The 14,613-nt window shown below is 47.1% G+C and carries 16 protein-coding genes and 1 tRNA gene; 10 read left to right on the top strand and 7 right to left on the bottom strand.

All coding sequences use genetic code 11. The annotated features are described in order from the left end of the window. Window positions 1-186: 186 nt before the first annotated feature. Entirely contained in the window at window positions 187-498 is a 312-nt protein-coding gene (locus CWC46_RS23630; RefSeq protein ID WP_037381927.1) for a hypothetical protein, read from the bottom strand. A gap of 46 nt (window positions 499-544) precedes the next feature. Between CWC46_RS23630 and CWC46_RS09580 the strand changes: the two genes are divergently transcribed. After that, a complete protein-coding gene (locus tag CWC46_RS09580; protein ID WP_021016810.1) occupies window positions 545-811 on the top strand; it encodes a DksA/TraR family C4-type zinc finger protein in 267 nt (88 codons plus the stop codon). Between the two features lie 56 nt (window positions 812-867). On the opposite strand, the gene CWC46_RS09575 is transcribed toward CWC46_RS09580, so the two are convergent. Next, window positions 868-1,296, bottom strand: a complete 429-nt coding sequence (locus tag CWC46_RS09575) for a universal stress protein (protein WP_021016811.1) — start codon at window positions 1,294-1,296, stop codon at window positions 868-870. A 235-nt stretch (window positions 1,297-1,531) separates the two neighbouring features. On the opposite strand from CWC46_RS09575, the gene CWC46_RS09570 reads away from it, so the two are divergent. Beyond that, window positions 1,532-1,909: a DUF4186 domain-containing protein gene (locus CWC46_RS09570; protein WP_021016812.1), complete on the top strand. Its 378-nt coding sequence runs from the start codon at window positions 1,532-1,534 to the stop codon at window positions 1,907-1,909. A gap of 1 nt (window position 1,910) precedes the next feature. Here the strand turns inward: CWC46_RS09570 and CWC46_RS09565 are convergent, their stop codons facing one another. Further along, a complete protein-coding gene (locus tag CWC46_RS09565) occupies window positions 1,911-2,438 on the bottom strand; it encodes an isochorismatase family protein (RefSeq protein ID WP_037381931.1) in 528 nt (175 codons plus the stop codon). Between the two features lie 127 nt (window positions 2,439-2,565). Here CWC46_RS09565 and CWC46_RS09560 point away from each other — a divergent pair, with 127 nt between their 5' ends. Beyond that, window positions 2,566-4,494 (top strand): caspase family protein, encoded by a 1,929-nt coding sequence (locus CWC46_RS09560; RefSeq protein ID WP_021016814.1) that lies wholly within the window; start codon window positions 2,566-2,568, stop codon window positions 4,492-4,494. After that, window positions 4,491-5,387 carry an alpha/beta fold hydrolase gene (locus CWC46_RS09555; protein ID WP_021016815.1) on the top strand — a complete coding sequence of 299 codons (897 nt, stop codon included), beginning with the start codon at window positions 4,491-4,493 and terminating at the stop codon, window positions 5,385-5,387. Before CWC46_RS09560 ends, CWC46_RS09555 begins: the two co-directional genes overlap by 4 nt. A 711-nt stretch (window positions 5,388-6,098) precedes the next feature. Here the strand turns inward: CWC46_RS09555 and CWC46_RS09550 are convergent. Continuing rightward, a tRNA-Ser gene (locus tag CWC46_RS09550) sits at window positions 6,099-6,186 on the bottom strand. Window positions 6,187-6,410: 224 nt separating this feature from the next. Between CWC46_RS09550 and yccA the strand changes: the two genes are divergently transcribed. Then, window positions 6,411-7,070: an FtsH protease modulator YccA gene (gene yccA, locus CWC46_RS09545; RefSeq protein WP_021016816.1), complete on the top strand. Its 660-nt coding sequence runs from the start codon at window positions 6,411-6,413 to the stop codon at window positions 7,068-7,070. Between the two features lie 122 nt (window positions 7,071-7,192). Then, window positions 7,193-7,522, top strand: a complete 330-nt coding sequence (gene tusE, locus CWC46_RS09540; RefSeq protein ID WP_021016817.1) for a sulfurtransferase TusE — start codon at window positions 7,193-7,195, stop codon at window positions 7,520-7,522. A gap of 2 nt (window positions 7,523-7,524) precedes the next feature. Here tusE and yccX read toward each other — a convergent pair whose 3' ends face one another. After that, window positions 7,525-7,803: an acylphosphatase gene (gene yccX, locus CWC46_RS09535; RefSeq protein ID WP_021016818.1), complete on the bottom strand. Its 279-nt coding sequence runs from the start codon at window positions 7,801-7,803 to the stop codon at window positions 7,525-7,527. Between the two features lie 189 nt (window positions 7,804-7,992). Here yccX and hspQ point away from each other — a divergent pair, with 189 nt between their 5' ends. Then, window positions 7,993-8,301, top strand: a complete 309-nt coding sequence (gene hspQ, locus CWC46_RS09530) for a heat shock protein HspQ (RefSeq protein WP_021016819.1) — start codon at window positions 7,993-7,995, stop codon at window positions 8,299-8,301. Window positions 8,302-8,353: 52 nt separating this feature from the next. Here the strand turns inward: hspQ and CWC46_RS09525 are convergent, their stop codons facing one another. Then, complete coding sequence (locus CWC46_RS09525; RefSeq protein WP_021016820.1) at window positions 8,354-8,767, bottom strand: CoA-binding protein; 414 nt, start codon at window positions 8,765-8,767, stop codon at window positions 8,354-8,356. Between the two features lie 354 nt (window positions 8,768-9,121). Here CWC46_RS09525 and CWC46_RS09520 point away from each other — a divergent pair, with 354 nt between their 5' ends. Continuing rightward, the gene (locus CWC46_RS09520; RefSeq protein ID WP_021016821.1) at window positions 9,122-9,580 is read left to right on the top strand and encodes a methylglyoxal synthase; all 459 of its coding nucleotides are present in this window, start codon (window positions 9,122-9,124) and stop codon (window positions 9,578-9,580) included. Between the two features lie 49 nt (window positions 9,581-9,629). Here CWC46_RS09520 and helD read toward each other — a convergent pair whose 3' ends face one another. After that, window positions 9,630-11,687 (bottom strand): DNA helicase IV, encoded by a 2,058-nt coding sequence (gene helD, locus CWC46_RS09515; RefSeq protein ID WP_021016822.1) that lies wholly within the window; start codon window positions 11,685-11,687, stop codon window positions 9,630-9,632. Window positions 11,688-11,854: 167 nt separating this feature from the next. Between helD and CWC46_RS09510 the strand changes: the two genes are divergently transcribed. Next, the gene (locus CWC46_RS09510) at window positions 11,855-12,301 is read left to right on the top strand and encodes a YccF domain-containing protein (RefSeq protein WP_021016823.1); all 447 of its coding nucleotides are present in this window, start codon (window positions 11,855-11,857) and stop codon (window positions 12,299-12,301) included. A gap of 23 nt (window positions 12,302-12,324) precedes the next feature. Next, the gene (gene yccS / locus CWC46_RS09505; RefSeq protein ID WP_037382229.1) at window positions 12,325-14,478 is read left to right on the top strand and encodes a YccS family putative transporter; all 2,154 of its coding nucleotides are present in this window, start codon (window positions 12,325-12,327) and stop codon (window positions 14,476-14,478) included. The last annotated feature ends 135 nt before the right edge of the window (window positions 14,479-14,613 follow it).

The following is a 14,613-nucleotide window of genomic DNA, read 5'->3' as shown; positions in this document are numbered from 1 at the left end:
TTACTCAACATACATTGACCACACCTCAAGCTTGTGCCTAAATTAATAACAGCGAATGTTCGCTTTCATCTGGAGAATAAAAGGTTAATGTCCACGATTACCCATAGACGACGAATATCAATCCGTCATCGACGAAGGAGTAGCAGTGTTGCTCGTACAGTACTCATGATAAGTTTTATCATTCTTCTAGGCCGCGTCACCTATTCTGCCATTGGCGCATTTTTCCTCCATCAGGACAAGCAGCAAGAGTTCGTTGAACAATCTCTTATTACTGCTGACAACGCGACTCCCCCCAAACGAGAATAAGTACCGATCGTTTTTCAATGCTGACGCCAACTGCGGTGTTGCCTGTGCATCGGCCCATGGTTTTGTGCTGCGTGATAGTTCTTCTCTTCCCGCAATGAATACCGTCCAACTTTTCCCAGTCCGGAAACGTATTGATACCGACCAGGCCGGATCAAACGGACTGTTCTGAATCATCACCGTTGGATCACCCACTCCGCACCTGCTATAAATTAATCATCTCAAGATAGAGGTAAATAGCATGGCTAGCGGCTGGTCTAATGATGATGCGGTTCAGGAGCAAATTGATGCTACCGTTGATGATGCTATTGCTCATGCTCGCAATCAGCTTCACCACGGGGAAAGTGCACAGCACTGTGACGAATGTGGTCAACCGATCCCTGAAGCACGCCGTAAGGCACTACCTGGCGTCCGATATTGTATTGACTGCCAGGCACTGATTGATAAAAAGCAGCGTTTGAACAGCGGCTATAACCGGCGCGGCAGCAAAGACAGCCAACTGAGATAGTTCGCCCAAAACGCTATCTCTTTACGAAACAGCGTCTTGAACATCTATTTACCCCATTAGCGCACCACCAGCACGGTAGTTTTTGCATGACGGACGATAGCCGCCGCATTGGAACCCAATAGATAGGTTTTTACATTGGGACGCCGTGAACCAACCACAATAAGATCTGCTTCTATCTCATCAGCCAATTCCAGCACTTCATCTCTGGGCGTACCGAAACTGAGGCTATGAGACAGACGTTCAGGTGGCAGATCTATTGTCTTAATAATGGCATGTAACTTTTCATCAGCTTTGACTACCGCTTCATTCTCAAACTCCTTGATACCAAAGGAGTAAGCGGACATAAAAGCGGAAGCATCGGGAAGCGCGTGGAAAAGGTGCAGTGTCGCACCAGCGATTTTCGCCAGCATAACCGCATGGGAAAGCGCTTTTTGGGTCAGTTCTTCTTCTTCAAGATCTATGGGCACTAAAATGGTCTTATACATAACAGCCCCCTTCGTTGTTAACACTTACAGAGACAGATTATCCCCACTTTTGCTGCGGCAAAACCACTTCGTCATGCATTTGTGAAGCGGCTCGACATTCAGAATAAAATCAATAATAAATAAAAAACAAATAGTTATGATGATATGATTTGATAAGCGGCAAAAAGAGATTTAGGCTTGCCCAGGAATAAAATTCCTGTAACCATGCGGATGACATTAACCGAGCCACTCCATTATGCCCAAAAATACTGACGACCTTTTTCTTCGCCTGTCTCGTTCTACATTTCGCCAGCGTTTTCATCTTGGTACTAAAGAGACGACTTATTGCTACGCTAAGGGTAAAAGCGTTATAGCCGAACATGCGGCAGATTTCATTGCCAAACGCTTGGCACCGGCTGAACCCGACAACGACGGCAAACAAACTCCAATGCGCGGACATCCGGTTTTTATTGCCCAACATGCCACGGCAACCTGCTGTCGGGGATGCCTGTGCAAATGGCACAATATTAGTCAACATCATCCTTTAAGCGACGAAGAACAGCGCTACATAGTCTCTGTCATTCTGCAATGGATTGAAAATGACCTGCAACACGACTCAATTGGCCGAAAATAACTTACTGTGCTTCCGCCTCCCACTCCGCCAGAATCTGCCAGGTATCTTTTACCAACAGAGTATTCCCAGGAATAATAAAATCGCGCCAGACATCGTTATGTTGAGCAATTAATTGCTCTGCACTAACAACCCGTCGGTCGGCAGTAGTATGCGCATCACCAGCAACCGTCATTGCATAACCACGACTGGCCGCATTTTTAATTGTGGCATCCACACAGTAATCTGTAGCGCAGCCACACACTGTCAGATGAGTGATACCACGTTGAGCCAGTTCATCACTCAGTGTAGTGCGATAAAACGCATCACAGGCAGTTTTAGTGACATAAATTGCGTTTTCCGGCTGGCGAATTTCAGGCAAGAGTTTCCATTCATGGCTACCAGGCAACATACCGTCTTCCGTATGCTGAACAAAAATGGTTTGTTCAGCCGCATCAATAAGCTGATTTATTCGGCCGACAATGATGGTCTGATGATAACGAGGCGTGGAGAACACCGCATTTTGCATATCAATCACAAGCAATACCTGCATTTTCCCCCCTGAATAATGAAATATTTCCTCATTCATACCCAAATTACAGTATGTTAGGTCTGACAATTAAATCCTCTCCTTGTGCCATAATTAAAAACATAAGAATGGGTAATGATAAGGGAGCAATATGCCCGGAGATCGTCGCGTCGGATTAGTTGCTGTGGGTGTCAATCGAACAGGCGTCCTTACGCTTGAAGAGCTTAAAGGTGCAGCTGCAGGAGCCCATGAATTTGCTGACTGGCTGAGGCAACAGACTTTATTTGGTGTCGAACCGATAATAAAGGTAATCACTGACGACGAAGGGTCAGTGACATCGCGCAATATTCAGAATACCGTCCAGGAGATGATCAACGACGGTGGGCTCGATCTGATGATCCTCTATTTCTCAGGGCATGGCATCGTAAAAAATGGTGATAGTGAACAGGTTCTGTTATCCGAAGTCAGTCAGTATCCTGATGAAGCCATTGACATCACCGCGACTATCAAACAGGCGCAAAAGCTCCGCATTCCCCATATTGTCATTATCAGTGATGCATGCCGTAATGCGGTTGATCCATTTGGTCCGCTTGGACAAGTCTCTGGCAAAACGGCCATCTTATCAACGTCGTTCAAAGGGGTGAGGAGACCAAAAGTAGATGTATTTTATGCAACAGAGCCCTCCCAAACCGCGAAAGAGTACAAAGGTAACGGATTTTTTACCCAGGTCCTGCTTGAGGCGCTAATTGAAAGCCCCCCAGATGTATGTGAGCAGTGGCCAGGATTTTCCACGCCCGTCATACCTACCTGGCGGCTGGAAGATTATCTCTATGAGCTGGTACCGACCCGTGCGCATCAGCATATGCCAAGTTTTGATCAATTTCCCCAAATTGATACCTCGTCCAGACAACCTCTTTTCCTGGGTTATCCAATGCCAAAACAGGCGGACTCTCCAGTATCAGTCAGTATCCCGGATCAATTTAATGCTGATTTTCTCAAGCAAGATGAAGATGTCGACATGTTTCTTCATTCAGAGAAACAGAACCGGCTTCATGATAATGAGTTCCCCACAAAAAGGGCCAATCTCGCCAATACAGGTGAATATCGCAAAATCATTGGCCTGAAAAATCTCAAACCTTCCCCTGCACGCAGGCGTAGCGAAGCATTCGTGAAACTGACGAGTTCTCTGAATAAAAACCGTGTCATTCCTGATAACCTACTCGATGAGGTGGGAATCAATGAAGAAGTACAACGGAATCTGAAAACATCCCGCGCATCACATTCGCTCCAATTTATGACCGGCTATTATATTACTGGCGCAGAAGTGACTCAGGTACTGGATTGTAGTGGACGTTCCCTCTCAATTCAGACCATTGACCATGCCTTACATAGTGTGATTAATCTGGAAGAAGCAACTGTCAGAGCCCCTTATTCCGTTATCATCATGTTTCGTACCGGAACGATGGCAGTACTACCTATCATGTCTGGGTATATAGGAACTATCGGCGTAACTGATGGACTGATTAATACCCTGACATTCAGAATATCCAGGCTAAATCCTCTCTACGAATCCTTACGGCGGGGGTACCAGCCTCTTATTGAACAAAGACAGGCTATCGTAGCCGCGCTCGCCAGCAGCGGAAAACTTCGACTTCTCGGCAAAAGCAGCGCACAGAATATGGCTCGCGTGTCCCGTGCTGACAAACATCTTGACCCCACGCTGGGTATCTACGCGTCCTACGCTTATGTACTGGCGGGACATGACGCAAATGCAAAATCCATTTTACGGTCTTTCCAGCGATACCAGATGAACTTTACCCCATCGTCCCCTATCCCTTTCGATTGTGGGTTATTGGGCGGGGCATTTGGAGCGACATCAGCTCCATCAAGTCACTATGCACCTTTCTGCCCCATGATGAGCCTGGGCTGGTCCTTGTTTGATACCGACACAGACAACTCATCACTTCCATCCGTAGTTCTTGACGCTGGGAAACATCGGCTAAATGCAGAATGGTCAACATTCCTGATAAAGGACTCAACATCTCTTATCGAAGCGTTCATCGGAGGAGAGTTATCATGAAAATTGTCTTCATACACGGTCGTTCACAAGATCAAAGTCAGCACCATAAGGATCCGGTCAAACTCAAAAAAGACTGGACTGAGGCTATGTTAATTGGCCTGAAAAAAATCGGCTCCAAGTCTCCGCAATCGTCCGATATCCTATTCCCTTATTATGGTGAGCAATTGTTCAAAGACACTGAAGAGATTACCCAGAAAAGGTTCCATGAATTGTTAGATAAAGGCGTCAATGCGCCACTGCCTGGCAGCGAAGAGGAGCAATTCATTCGTGAACTAGTATTTGAGATCGCCGCACGACAAGGCATCTCACACCAACAAATTGCGGAAGAAACCACTGGAGAGCTGGTTGATAAAGGGATTCAGAACTGGCGGTCGGTATTGGCTGCACTACGACTACTCGATCATGTCCCCAGCATTGCATCGGCCTCAATCGAACTAATCACCCGTGATGTCTGGTGCTACCTGACCAACGCCGGTGCCCGTAGAACGGTGAATAGCATCGTGGATGATGCCATTCCCAAGACCGAACCCTGTATTATCGTGGCTCATTCACTTGGCACCATCGTTGCCTACAATGTATTGATGGATCGCCATGACAGAAGCAATATACGCAAGCTCATTACGGTCGGCTCCCCACTTGGAATTGAAGCAGTCTTACAACGTCTTCCCTCTGACAGCCCTCCTCGCAAAGCACCAGCGGGCGTTCCCTACTGGTTCAATGCACGAGATGAGCGCGATGTAGTGGCACTTTATGAGATCCCAGCCGCCAGGTACCATGGATCACCTATCGTCACCAACTATAATAGTGTTCGTAATACCAGTAATAATCGCCACGGAATCCGGGAATATCTGATGGATCCCGTGGTTGCCAAAGCGATATATGACGAGCTTTGACAGCTCTTTATCCTAAAACCGTGCTGATCAAGTAATGATAGACAATCCCCATTTGCTGAGTTATCTCAGTGCCTGGGGATTCGTTAGCCTCTTTTTACACGTCAATTGTCTGGAATAACCCAAAGGGAACAAAAAACCAGAGACAACCAGATACTACTCACGAAAAATCTGTCCGTCATATTTTAACCGAACCGGCATGGATCGGTAGAAGGAACCTATTTTCAACACTCGCTCCATCCACGCATTAAACAGACCGATTGCATTATTATTCTGATGACACCATCGTGGACTAATACGGAGACACGTCCTTGAGCGCTATCCTTTTTGCCGTCCTTTCGACCGATTTAGACCTTTTCTCTCAAATTCCCGCTGGGAAACAGGTTATGAAAAGGACCTTAGAAACCGTTGATTCAGTCATTGGAGACATCGGATACTTTTTTATATTTTATTGAAGTGATTTATTTTCGCTGGTCGAACAATATTATCTTTCTCAGTCTGCCAGAAAATCCGCATTATCTCATGTAAGCCAATCGCCAAAATCCCAAGTGGTGGTTATCACCAATAGCATTGAAGAAATCCGCCCCGGAACCAAAAACGCATCCGCGGTGACTGGCTGCTACAGGTTCTGAATCACTTCAGGCATGTACTCCAAACCCACTCAAAAACCCAAAACGAAAACGGGCTAGCCTGAGCTAACCCGTTGAATTTTTTTGGCGGAGGAGTAGAGATTCGAACTCTAGAACGCTTTCGCGTCGCCGGTTTTCAAGACCGGTGCCTTCAACCACTCGGCCACTCCTCCGCAACGAGGCGAACTATAAACAGAGTGCCGGATATTGTAAAGTCACAACCGATTTAATTGTCTTAAAAATAGCCTATCAAGCATTAACCGAGTGTAAAATCACCACAGTGGTCATATTTATAGCGGAATGCAGCGTAAAGAAGGGTAAAACGGCTTTGATAACTCAGAGCAACTATCTACTCTTTCAGAATTGAACAATAACACCCTGCAAGAGAGCCGCTACTATGGAACGTATTATTGTATCTTCAAAACGTGAACGCTCACTGCTCAGCACTCACACGGTGTTGCGTAACACCTATTTTCTTCTGTCGCTGACACTGGGTTTTTCTGCGATCACCGCAACACTCAGTACCGTTTTCAACCTCCCCGCACCGGGTTTTCTATTAATGCTGGTCGGTTTTTACGGACTGATATTTTTAACCTACAGACTAGCTAACAGCCCAGCAGGAATTTTGTCCACCTTCGTCTTGACCGGTTTCATGGGATACACCTTAGGCCCATTGCTCAGTACGCTGATTGCGGCAGGTGCCAGCGACATTATTATGCTGGCATTGGGAGGAACCGCACTGGTGTTCTTCTGTTGCTCCGCCTATGTACTGACAACCCGGAAAGATATGTCATTCCTGTCAGGGATGATGATGACCGGTTTCGTCGTGCTGCTGGTTGCTGTTATCGCCAATCTGTTCTTGCATATTCCGGCATTGCATCTGGCTATCAGCGCGATGTTTATTCTGTTCTCCGCAGGGGCTATCCTCTGGGAAACAAGTAACATTATTCATGGTGGTGAAACAAACTATATCCGCGCCACAGTCAGCTTGTATGTGTCCATTTATAACATCTTTGTCAGCCTGCTGAGTCTGCTGGGAATGTCACGAAGCAACTAACTCAATTATCAAATGATATCCGGCCCCACTTCGGTGGGGCTTTTCGTTTGTCTCCATCAATCATGTTGGGGTGAATAAAAGTTTGCTAGACTAACCGCGTCTTAATGTCATGCAGAGGTCGTATGCTAGCGTTTGAAAACCGTGTGATTGAAACTGATGCTCAAGGTTATCTGAAGAACAGTGGTGACTGGGAGGAAGCGTTAGCGCCAATACTGGCAGAACAAGAGGGTATTGCGCTTACTGATGCACACTGGGAAGTGGTGCGTTTTGTTCGCACCTTCTATGAGGAGTTCAATACCTCGCCCGCCATCCGTATGCTGGTTAAGGCAATGGCACAAAAATATGGTGAAGAAAAAGGCAACAGCCGTTACCTCTATCGACTGTTTCCCAAAGGTCCAGCCAAGCAAGCCACAAAAATTGCCGGATTGCCGAAACCAGTCAAATGTATCTGATCTTAATAACGAATTTTAAAACCCGAGTAATCCACTTTGCCATGCGGTTCAGTTAACACTTTATCAACGCGTGCGTGGCGGGGCCCTCCCTGCTGAAGCCATTCGATGAATTCTTCCACCGCTTTTCGCTCACCGCAGGCGACAACTTCCACACTGCCATCATCACAATTCCTGGCGTAACCCGCTATACCTAGATGCTGAGCCTGCATCTGCGTGTGATAACGAAACCCAACCCCCTGCACCATGCCATAAACATAAGCGATAACGGCTACTGTTGACATATTGCCCCCCCACATCATCGGAAAATAACGCACTGTTTACGCATTTATAACGTCATGAGTCATACTATTAAATAGAATGGCTCATTGGCAAAAGCTGTCCTGGTAAAGAAAAGAACCCAACACCTGATGACTTGAAAAATACGTATCATCCCCCACTTAAGGTAGGTAATACGTTCCTCAGGAGGTTATATGATTAACTGTAAATTTACCATCGGACAGCAGATTCGTCATAGGCTACTGGGATATCCCGGCGTAGTGATCGATATCGATCCCGAATACTCGCTGAAAAAACCAGCGTGGGAAGAAATTGCTGCCAATGACATATTGCGCACGGCACCCTGGTATCATGTCGTGATGGAAGATGAGTTTGGTCGGCCTATTCACACCTATCTGGCGGAGGCTCAGTTGATTAGCGAGGGGCCCGAACAGGAAGAACATCCCTCTCTGGATGAGCTGGCCGAAACCATAAAACGCCAGGCGCCACATTTATTGCATTGATAATCTGACCGTCTTATTGATCACTGTCCTGTCAGCCATCAAATACTGTCAGTTATTTTTCTAACCCCAGACGCGGAATTTCGATTTTAGGGCAACGATCCATAATTACCGTCATCCCTGCATCTTGCGCCAAGATCGCCGCTTGTTCATTGATTACCCCGATCTGCAACCATAACACGTTAGCACGGATAGCAATCGCTTCTTTGGCTATCTCATAGGCTGCCTCTGACTGACGAAAGACATCCACCATATCAACGGGCTGGGGTATCTCATCCAAACTGGCGTAAACAGGTTGTCCCAGCAGTTCTTGACCAGACAGTGTGGGATTTACCGGAATAACCTGATACCCCTGACCAAGCAAGTAAGCCATAACACCATAACTTGGACGCGTTGTTTTATGACTGGCGCCGACCAGAGCGATGGTTTTAACTGTTTTGAGTACCAATTCAATATCGTGATCTTTCATGTTTACTCCGTGCTATAGCGTCAACAGATATTAAGTGTATCTTACAACCCCGGATCCAGGGCGCGGATTAGCGGGTACCAAGTGTTGATAACAATAATGCATTGGATTGAAAAACCATCCTGAAATTACTCATGGATTCAGATTTAAGATGTTGAGATCTCGACCGGTGACCTATAAATACCCGATGGCGTCTCCTGATATGAATAAAGAAAAAAGATAATCAATAAGCTTGCTGATTTTACAGGTAAAAATTACTGTTTTTGGAAAGATGTTCTCATTTTTTTTGTTTACCTCTTTGAACTGAAACCCTGTTTCCGTAATCTGTGCAAACTATACTGCTTTAAGGATGTCACCATGGAGTTCACTACCCGCACAATCGAAGCGCATAAGCACATTGCGCTGGTTGCGCACGATCACTGTAAACAAGCATTGCTGGATTGGGTCAGCACCAATAAAACCCAACTGGCTGAACACCACCTGTATGCTACTGGCACCACTGGTCACTTGGTTCAACTGCATACTGGCCTGCCGGTAAAAAGCATGATGAGCGGGCCGATGGGTGGAGATCAACAAGTAGGTGCATTGATCTCTGAGGGTAAAATCGACATGATGATTTTCTTCTGGGATCCTCTCAACGCGGTTCCGCACGATCCAGACGTCAAAGCATTGCTTCGTTTGGCGACAGTGTGGAACATTCCGGTAGCCAACAACCGTTCTACAGCGGATTTTTTAATCAACTCAGATCTGTTCAAGAAACAAGTAACGATAGCTATTCCCGATTACCAACGCTACTTGCAAGAACGCTTGAAATAACGGCCTGAAGCAAATGGGCGACATCTGTTGTTTGCCGCCCATCTGTCCGTTAACTAGCTTTTCGTTGCAAAGGTACGCCCAACTGATGGAGCTGTTCGACGAATAACGACGGATTATCGCGATCATATAGCAACCATACCTTATGCCTGGCACGTGTCAGTGCTACATACAGTAACCGTCGTTCTTCCGCATGTGGAAAACTTTCGAGTTTGGGCAACAGAACTTCTTCCAGCACCGACTCACGATCTGGCGCCGGAAACCCGTCTTTACCTTCATGCAGCCCAACGATGATAACGTAGTCAGCCTGTTGTCCTTTGCTGGCATGCATGGTCATAAAATCTATCGACAGATTAGGCCAACGCGTTGTTGCTTTTGACAATACAGCAGGACGTAAATGATGGTAACGAGCCAGTACAAGAATACGTTCGTCACTTTTCACGTAACCGCTCATTTTGTCCAACAATGCCTCAAACTGCCCATCAGGTAACAGCGTCATAGCCTTCTTGTTGCCGTCTCTCAGGCTGTTAAGCGATTTTTTAATCTGACCGGGATTTTGCTGAATAAACTGGTTGGCCATTTCACCAATCCGGCGATTGAAACGGTAAGTTGTATCCAGGGCACACTGTGCTCCAATACCAAAATGCGTTTCAAATGCGGTGGTTAATGCCAGTTCAGCGCCACTGAAACGGTAAATAGCCTGCCAATCATCCCCTACAGCAAACAGGCAGGTTTCGCTGTTCTGGCGCCGGAATGCCGACAACAGTTGAGCCCGCTGAGGCGAAATATCCTGAAATTCATCGACCAGAATATGCTTCCAGGGACTGATAAAACGGCCTTTATCCAGAAAATTTACCGCTTGATGAATTAATCCGGAAAAATCTACCGCACCTTGCTCTTTCAGCGCTTTTTTCCAGGCCTTAAGTAAAGGCGCCATCAAACGTATTCGCTGCTGGAACAAAGGTCTGATTTCCTCATTGGCCTGTGCAACCATGTCACTTTGTGTGCCGCCATGCATACGGATTAATCCCAGCCAACGTTCCAGACGCCCCGCCAACCTCTCAGCCAGCACGCGATCGTGCCAGAAATCACCTTCCGGTATTTCCCAATCCAGTTCTTCTGTCAGCCATTGACGCCATCCTTTAGCCTGCGCTTTTTTCTCGGCACATTGTTGCTGCCAGTGCTGAATCAAAAACTCTCGGCGACGTACACCGTTCGTCTCCAATTCACTGATCGTCGGTACATTACGGCTGCACTGTCGGATAATATGCAATGCCAACCCATGAAACGTTTTGGCCTGAATATCCTCAGTATGCAAACGCGTTTGAATACGTTCATTCATCTCTTGCGCCGCCTGTCGACCAAATGCGAGCAACAATATCTGTTCCGGTAATGCCTCGCCACGGTGCATCAACCAAGCTGCACGGGCTACCAATACCGATGTTTTTCCGCTACCGGCTCCCGCCAGCACCAGTACCGCCTCCTCGCCATTTACAACAGCCTGGCACTGCATAATATTCAACGGCGATGTTTCAACCGTGTCAAAAAAGGATTTCTGCTGTTCCAGCATACGTTGTACCCAACGCTGGTTGGCTCTCTCTCGTTGTTGCGACCCTTTCTCCAGCCATTGTTGACAGTACAGGTAGTTTTCCCGACACGAATCAAATTCACTCAGTCGCTCCAACGGGATAGGTAAAGAAGAAAATGCCTGGCGGATTGTGTTCTGTAACTGCGCCAGCGCCTTACGAGTCAACCACCGGTCACGCGTTTCCAATGTTTGAATAGCATCGACCTGTTGTTGCAACACGCCGGCGCTGACCTGACTCATATCGTCACTCCAGCACTGCCAGGCCTGCAAAACGTAGCGATAAAACCGCTGGGTTTCCTGCCATTCAGTACCATGAAGGCGCACAACCTGATGATCAGGCACTTCAAATTCCAGTTCCCCCCAGATCACACCCTTTTTGCATCGAATTGCCAATAACTGATTAAACGGAATAAGGTATTCATGCTTATCACCGCTGACTTTCACACCCGCATTAAGCAATCTCACCCGATTATAGGGATGCTGCGCCAGATGCTTACCTAAAGAAGTTGATTTAAGTTCCATAACCTCTGCGCTATACCTTGTGAGACATTGTATCGTTCATGGCTGTAGTTTAACCGGTATATCACTTCACGCTATAGCCATAAAAACAGGTTAGGATATCCTGACTGTTAATGTGATAATTCGTTCTTCATCATAGAGTTTGGTTAAACAGGAATCATGGAGAAACTATGCGCGCTGTGCTTAATATCCTGAATTTTGTGCTGGGTGGATTCTTCACCACCCTTGCCTGGTTGCTGGCAACCGGCATCAGTATCGTGCTTATTTTCACCTTACCGCTAACCCGGTCATGCTGGGAAATCACTAAACTCTCCCTGCTACCTTACGGCAATGAAGCTATCCATATCGATGAATTATATCCTGAAAGGAAAAATCCTCTTCTCACTGCTGGCGGGACACTACTGAACCTCTTCTGGTTTATCTTTTTTGGCTGGTGGTTATGTCTGTCGCACATCATCAGCGGCATTGTGCAATGCCTGACTATCATTGGTATTCCGGTAGGTATTGCCAACTTCAAGATTGCAGCTATTGCACTCTGGCCGATTGGACGGCGCGTAGTTTCAGTTGAAGAAGCTCAGGCTGCCAGAGAAGCCAACGCCCGTAGACGTTACCAATAGCCCTGGGGCAGGAGAATATCGTGCTGCTCACCATTTCACCCGGCATGCGCCGCCATATCTACAATAGCAGTTGGTTATACAATATTCGTATTTTTCTGGCGCTGGCAGGTGCGGCTGCCATACCTTGGTGGCTGGGGCAGTCAACCACGACTATTCCAGTAACATTGGGGGTTGTCGCCGCTGCACTAACAGATCTTGATGACCGTCTTTCTGGTCGTCTTGTGAATTTGCTGATCACGTTAAGCTGCTTTCTGATCGCTTCCGTCTCAATTGAACTGCTCTTCCCTTATCCATGGTTGTTCGGTATCGGACTCTCTCTCTCTACCTGCGCTTTTATTCTGCTAGGTGCCTTGGGGCAGCGTTATGCCACCATCGCCTTTGGCGCGCTGCTCATTGCCATTTACACCATGCTGGGCATTTCCCTTTATGATAATTGGTATCAACAACCACTGATGCTGCTCGTTGGCGCACTGTGGTACAACTTGCTTACACTGCTTGGTCATCTTATTTTCCCTATCCGACCATTGCAGGACAATCTGGCGCGTTGTTATCAACAATTGGCTTACTATCTGGAAGCAAAAGCCAATCTGTTCGATCCTGATAGTGAAGATACTAACCAACCACTGATCGACGTTGCTCTGGCCAACAGTCAGTTGGTTTCAACGTTAAATCAGGCAAAGTCATCACTACTTACCCGGCTACGGGGAGATCGTGGTCAACGAGGCACTCGCCGCACATTGCATTACTATTTTGTAGCGCAGGACATTCACGAACGAGCCAGCTCTTCACATGTGCAATATGAACAATTGCGTGAAACGCTGCGCTACAGTGATGTATTGTTCCGGTTCCAACGGCTGCTTTCCATGCAGGCCCGAGCCTGTCAGCAACTGGCTCAATCTATTTTGTTGCATCAGAAGTACCAGCATGACACCCGCATTGAAAAAGCATTCGTGCATCTTGGATCAACCCTTGACAAGGTGGCTCAGCAAGGCGTCGATGCAGGTCAGATCAAGGCGCTGCGTTATCTTCTTAACAATCTGCGCGCTATTGACGCCCAGTTATCCACCATCGAATCCGAACAGACTATTGAACTGAACAATCATCAGGAAAACAGTCTGTCTGATGATAAAATCACCGGCTGGAGTGATGTTCGCTTACGCATCAGCCGCCACCTGACACCAAAATCTGCCCTGTTTCGCCATGCCGTGCGCATGTCTGTACTGCTTTGCGCCGGTTATATCTTTATTCAGACAACCGGGTTACAGCACGGTTACTGGATATTGCTGACCAGCCTGTTCGTGTGTCAGCCCAATTACAATGCGACCCGTCGCCGTCTTGCACTGCGCATTATTGGCACGCTTAGCGGAATTCTGCTCGGGCTCCCGATCCTTTACTTCGTCCCCTCAATTGAAGGACAGCTGGTGTTGATCGTCATCAGCGGCGTATTGTTTTTCGCTTTTCGTAATGTGCAGTATGCTCATGCCACCATGTTTATCACTCTGCTGGTGTTGCTCTGTTTTAATCTTTTGGGTGAAGGATTTGAAGTCGCTGTACCACGTGTGGTGGATACATTACTGGGATGTGCGGTCGCCTGGATGGCGGTGAATTTTATCTGGCCTGACTGGCGTTTCCGGGGATTACCAGCAGTGATTAATAAAACGCTGGATGCAAACTGCCGTTATCTGGATGCCATTATGGTGCAATACCATCAGGGTAAAGATAATGGTCTTATCTACCGTATTGCGCGCCGTGATGCGCATAACTGCGATGCGGAACTGGCTTCAGTCATATCCAATATGTCAGCAGAACCCCACGCCACCCGCGAAACAATGGAAGGCGTATTTCGTCTGATGTGCCTTAATCATACGCTGTTAAGTTATATCTCTACGCTGGGCGCACACCGAGAAAAAATAGCAGCGCCAGAGATATTGCAGCTTCTGGATGATGCGGTTTGTTATGTCGATGATGCTCTCCATCACAATGCAAGCGATCAGCCGCGCGTTACACAGGAACTCAATGTGTTGGGAGCTCGTATTCAATCCCTGTCACCCGACCCAGATAGCAAAGAGCCCTTGGTTCTCCAACAGATAGGCTTGCTTATTGGCTTGTTACCCGAATTAACGCAATTGAAGAATCAGATGTTTGAATCAAGCATCAATAACCGTCCCACTGCCTGAGTCGATGGCATAATTGTACATTGACCAGATAATCTGATGAGCAAAGGTGGGAGAACAGCTCGCGGTGCGGCAAATGCAGCTATGTGAACGATTAACAGGGCTATTGATGTTGATGATTTGCGAACCATTGAATGC

This window comes from Prodigiosinella confusarubida (genome assembly GCF_002847015.1).
Classification (GTDB): Bacteria; Pseudomonadota; Gammaproteobacteria; order Enterobacterales; family Enterobacteriaceae; genus Prodigiosinella; species Prodigiosinella aquatilis.
This window is presented reverse-complemented; position numbering and strand designations above follow the sequence as displayed.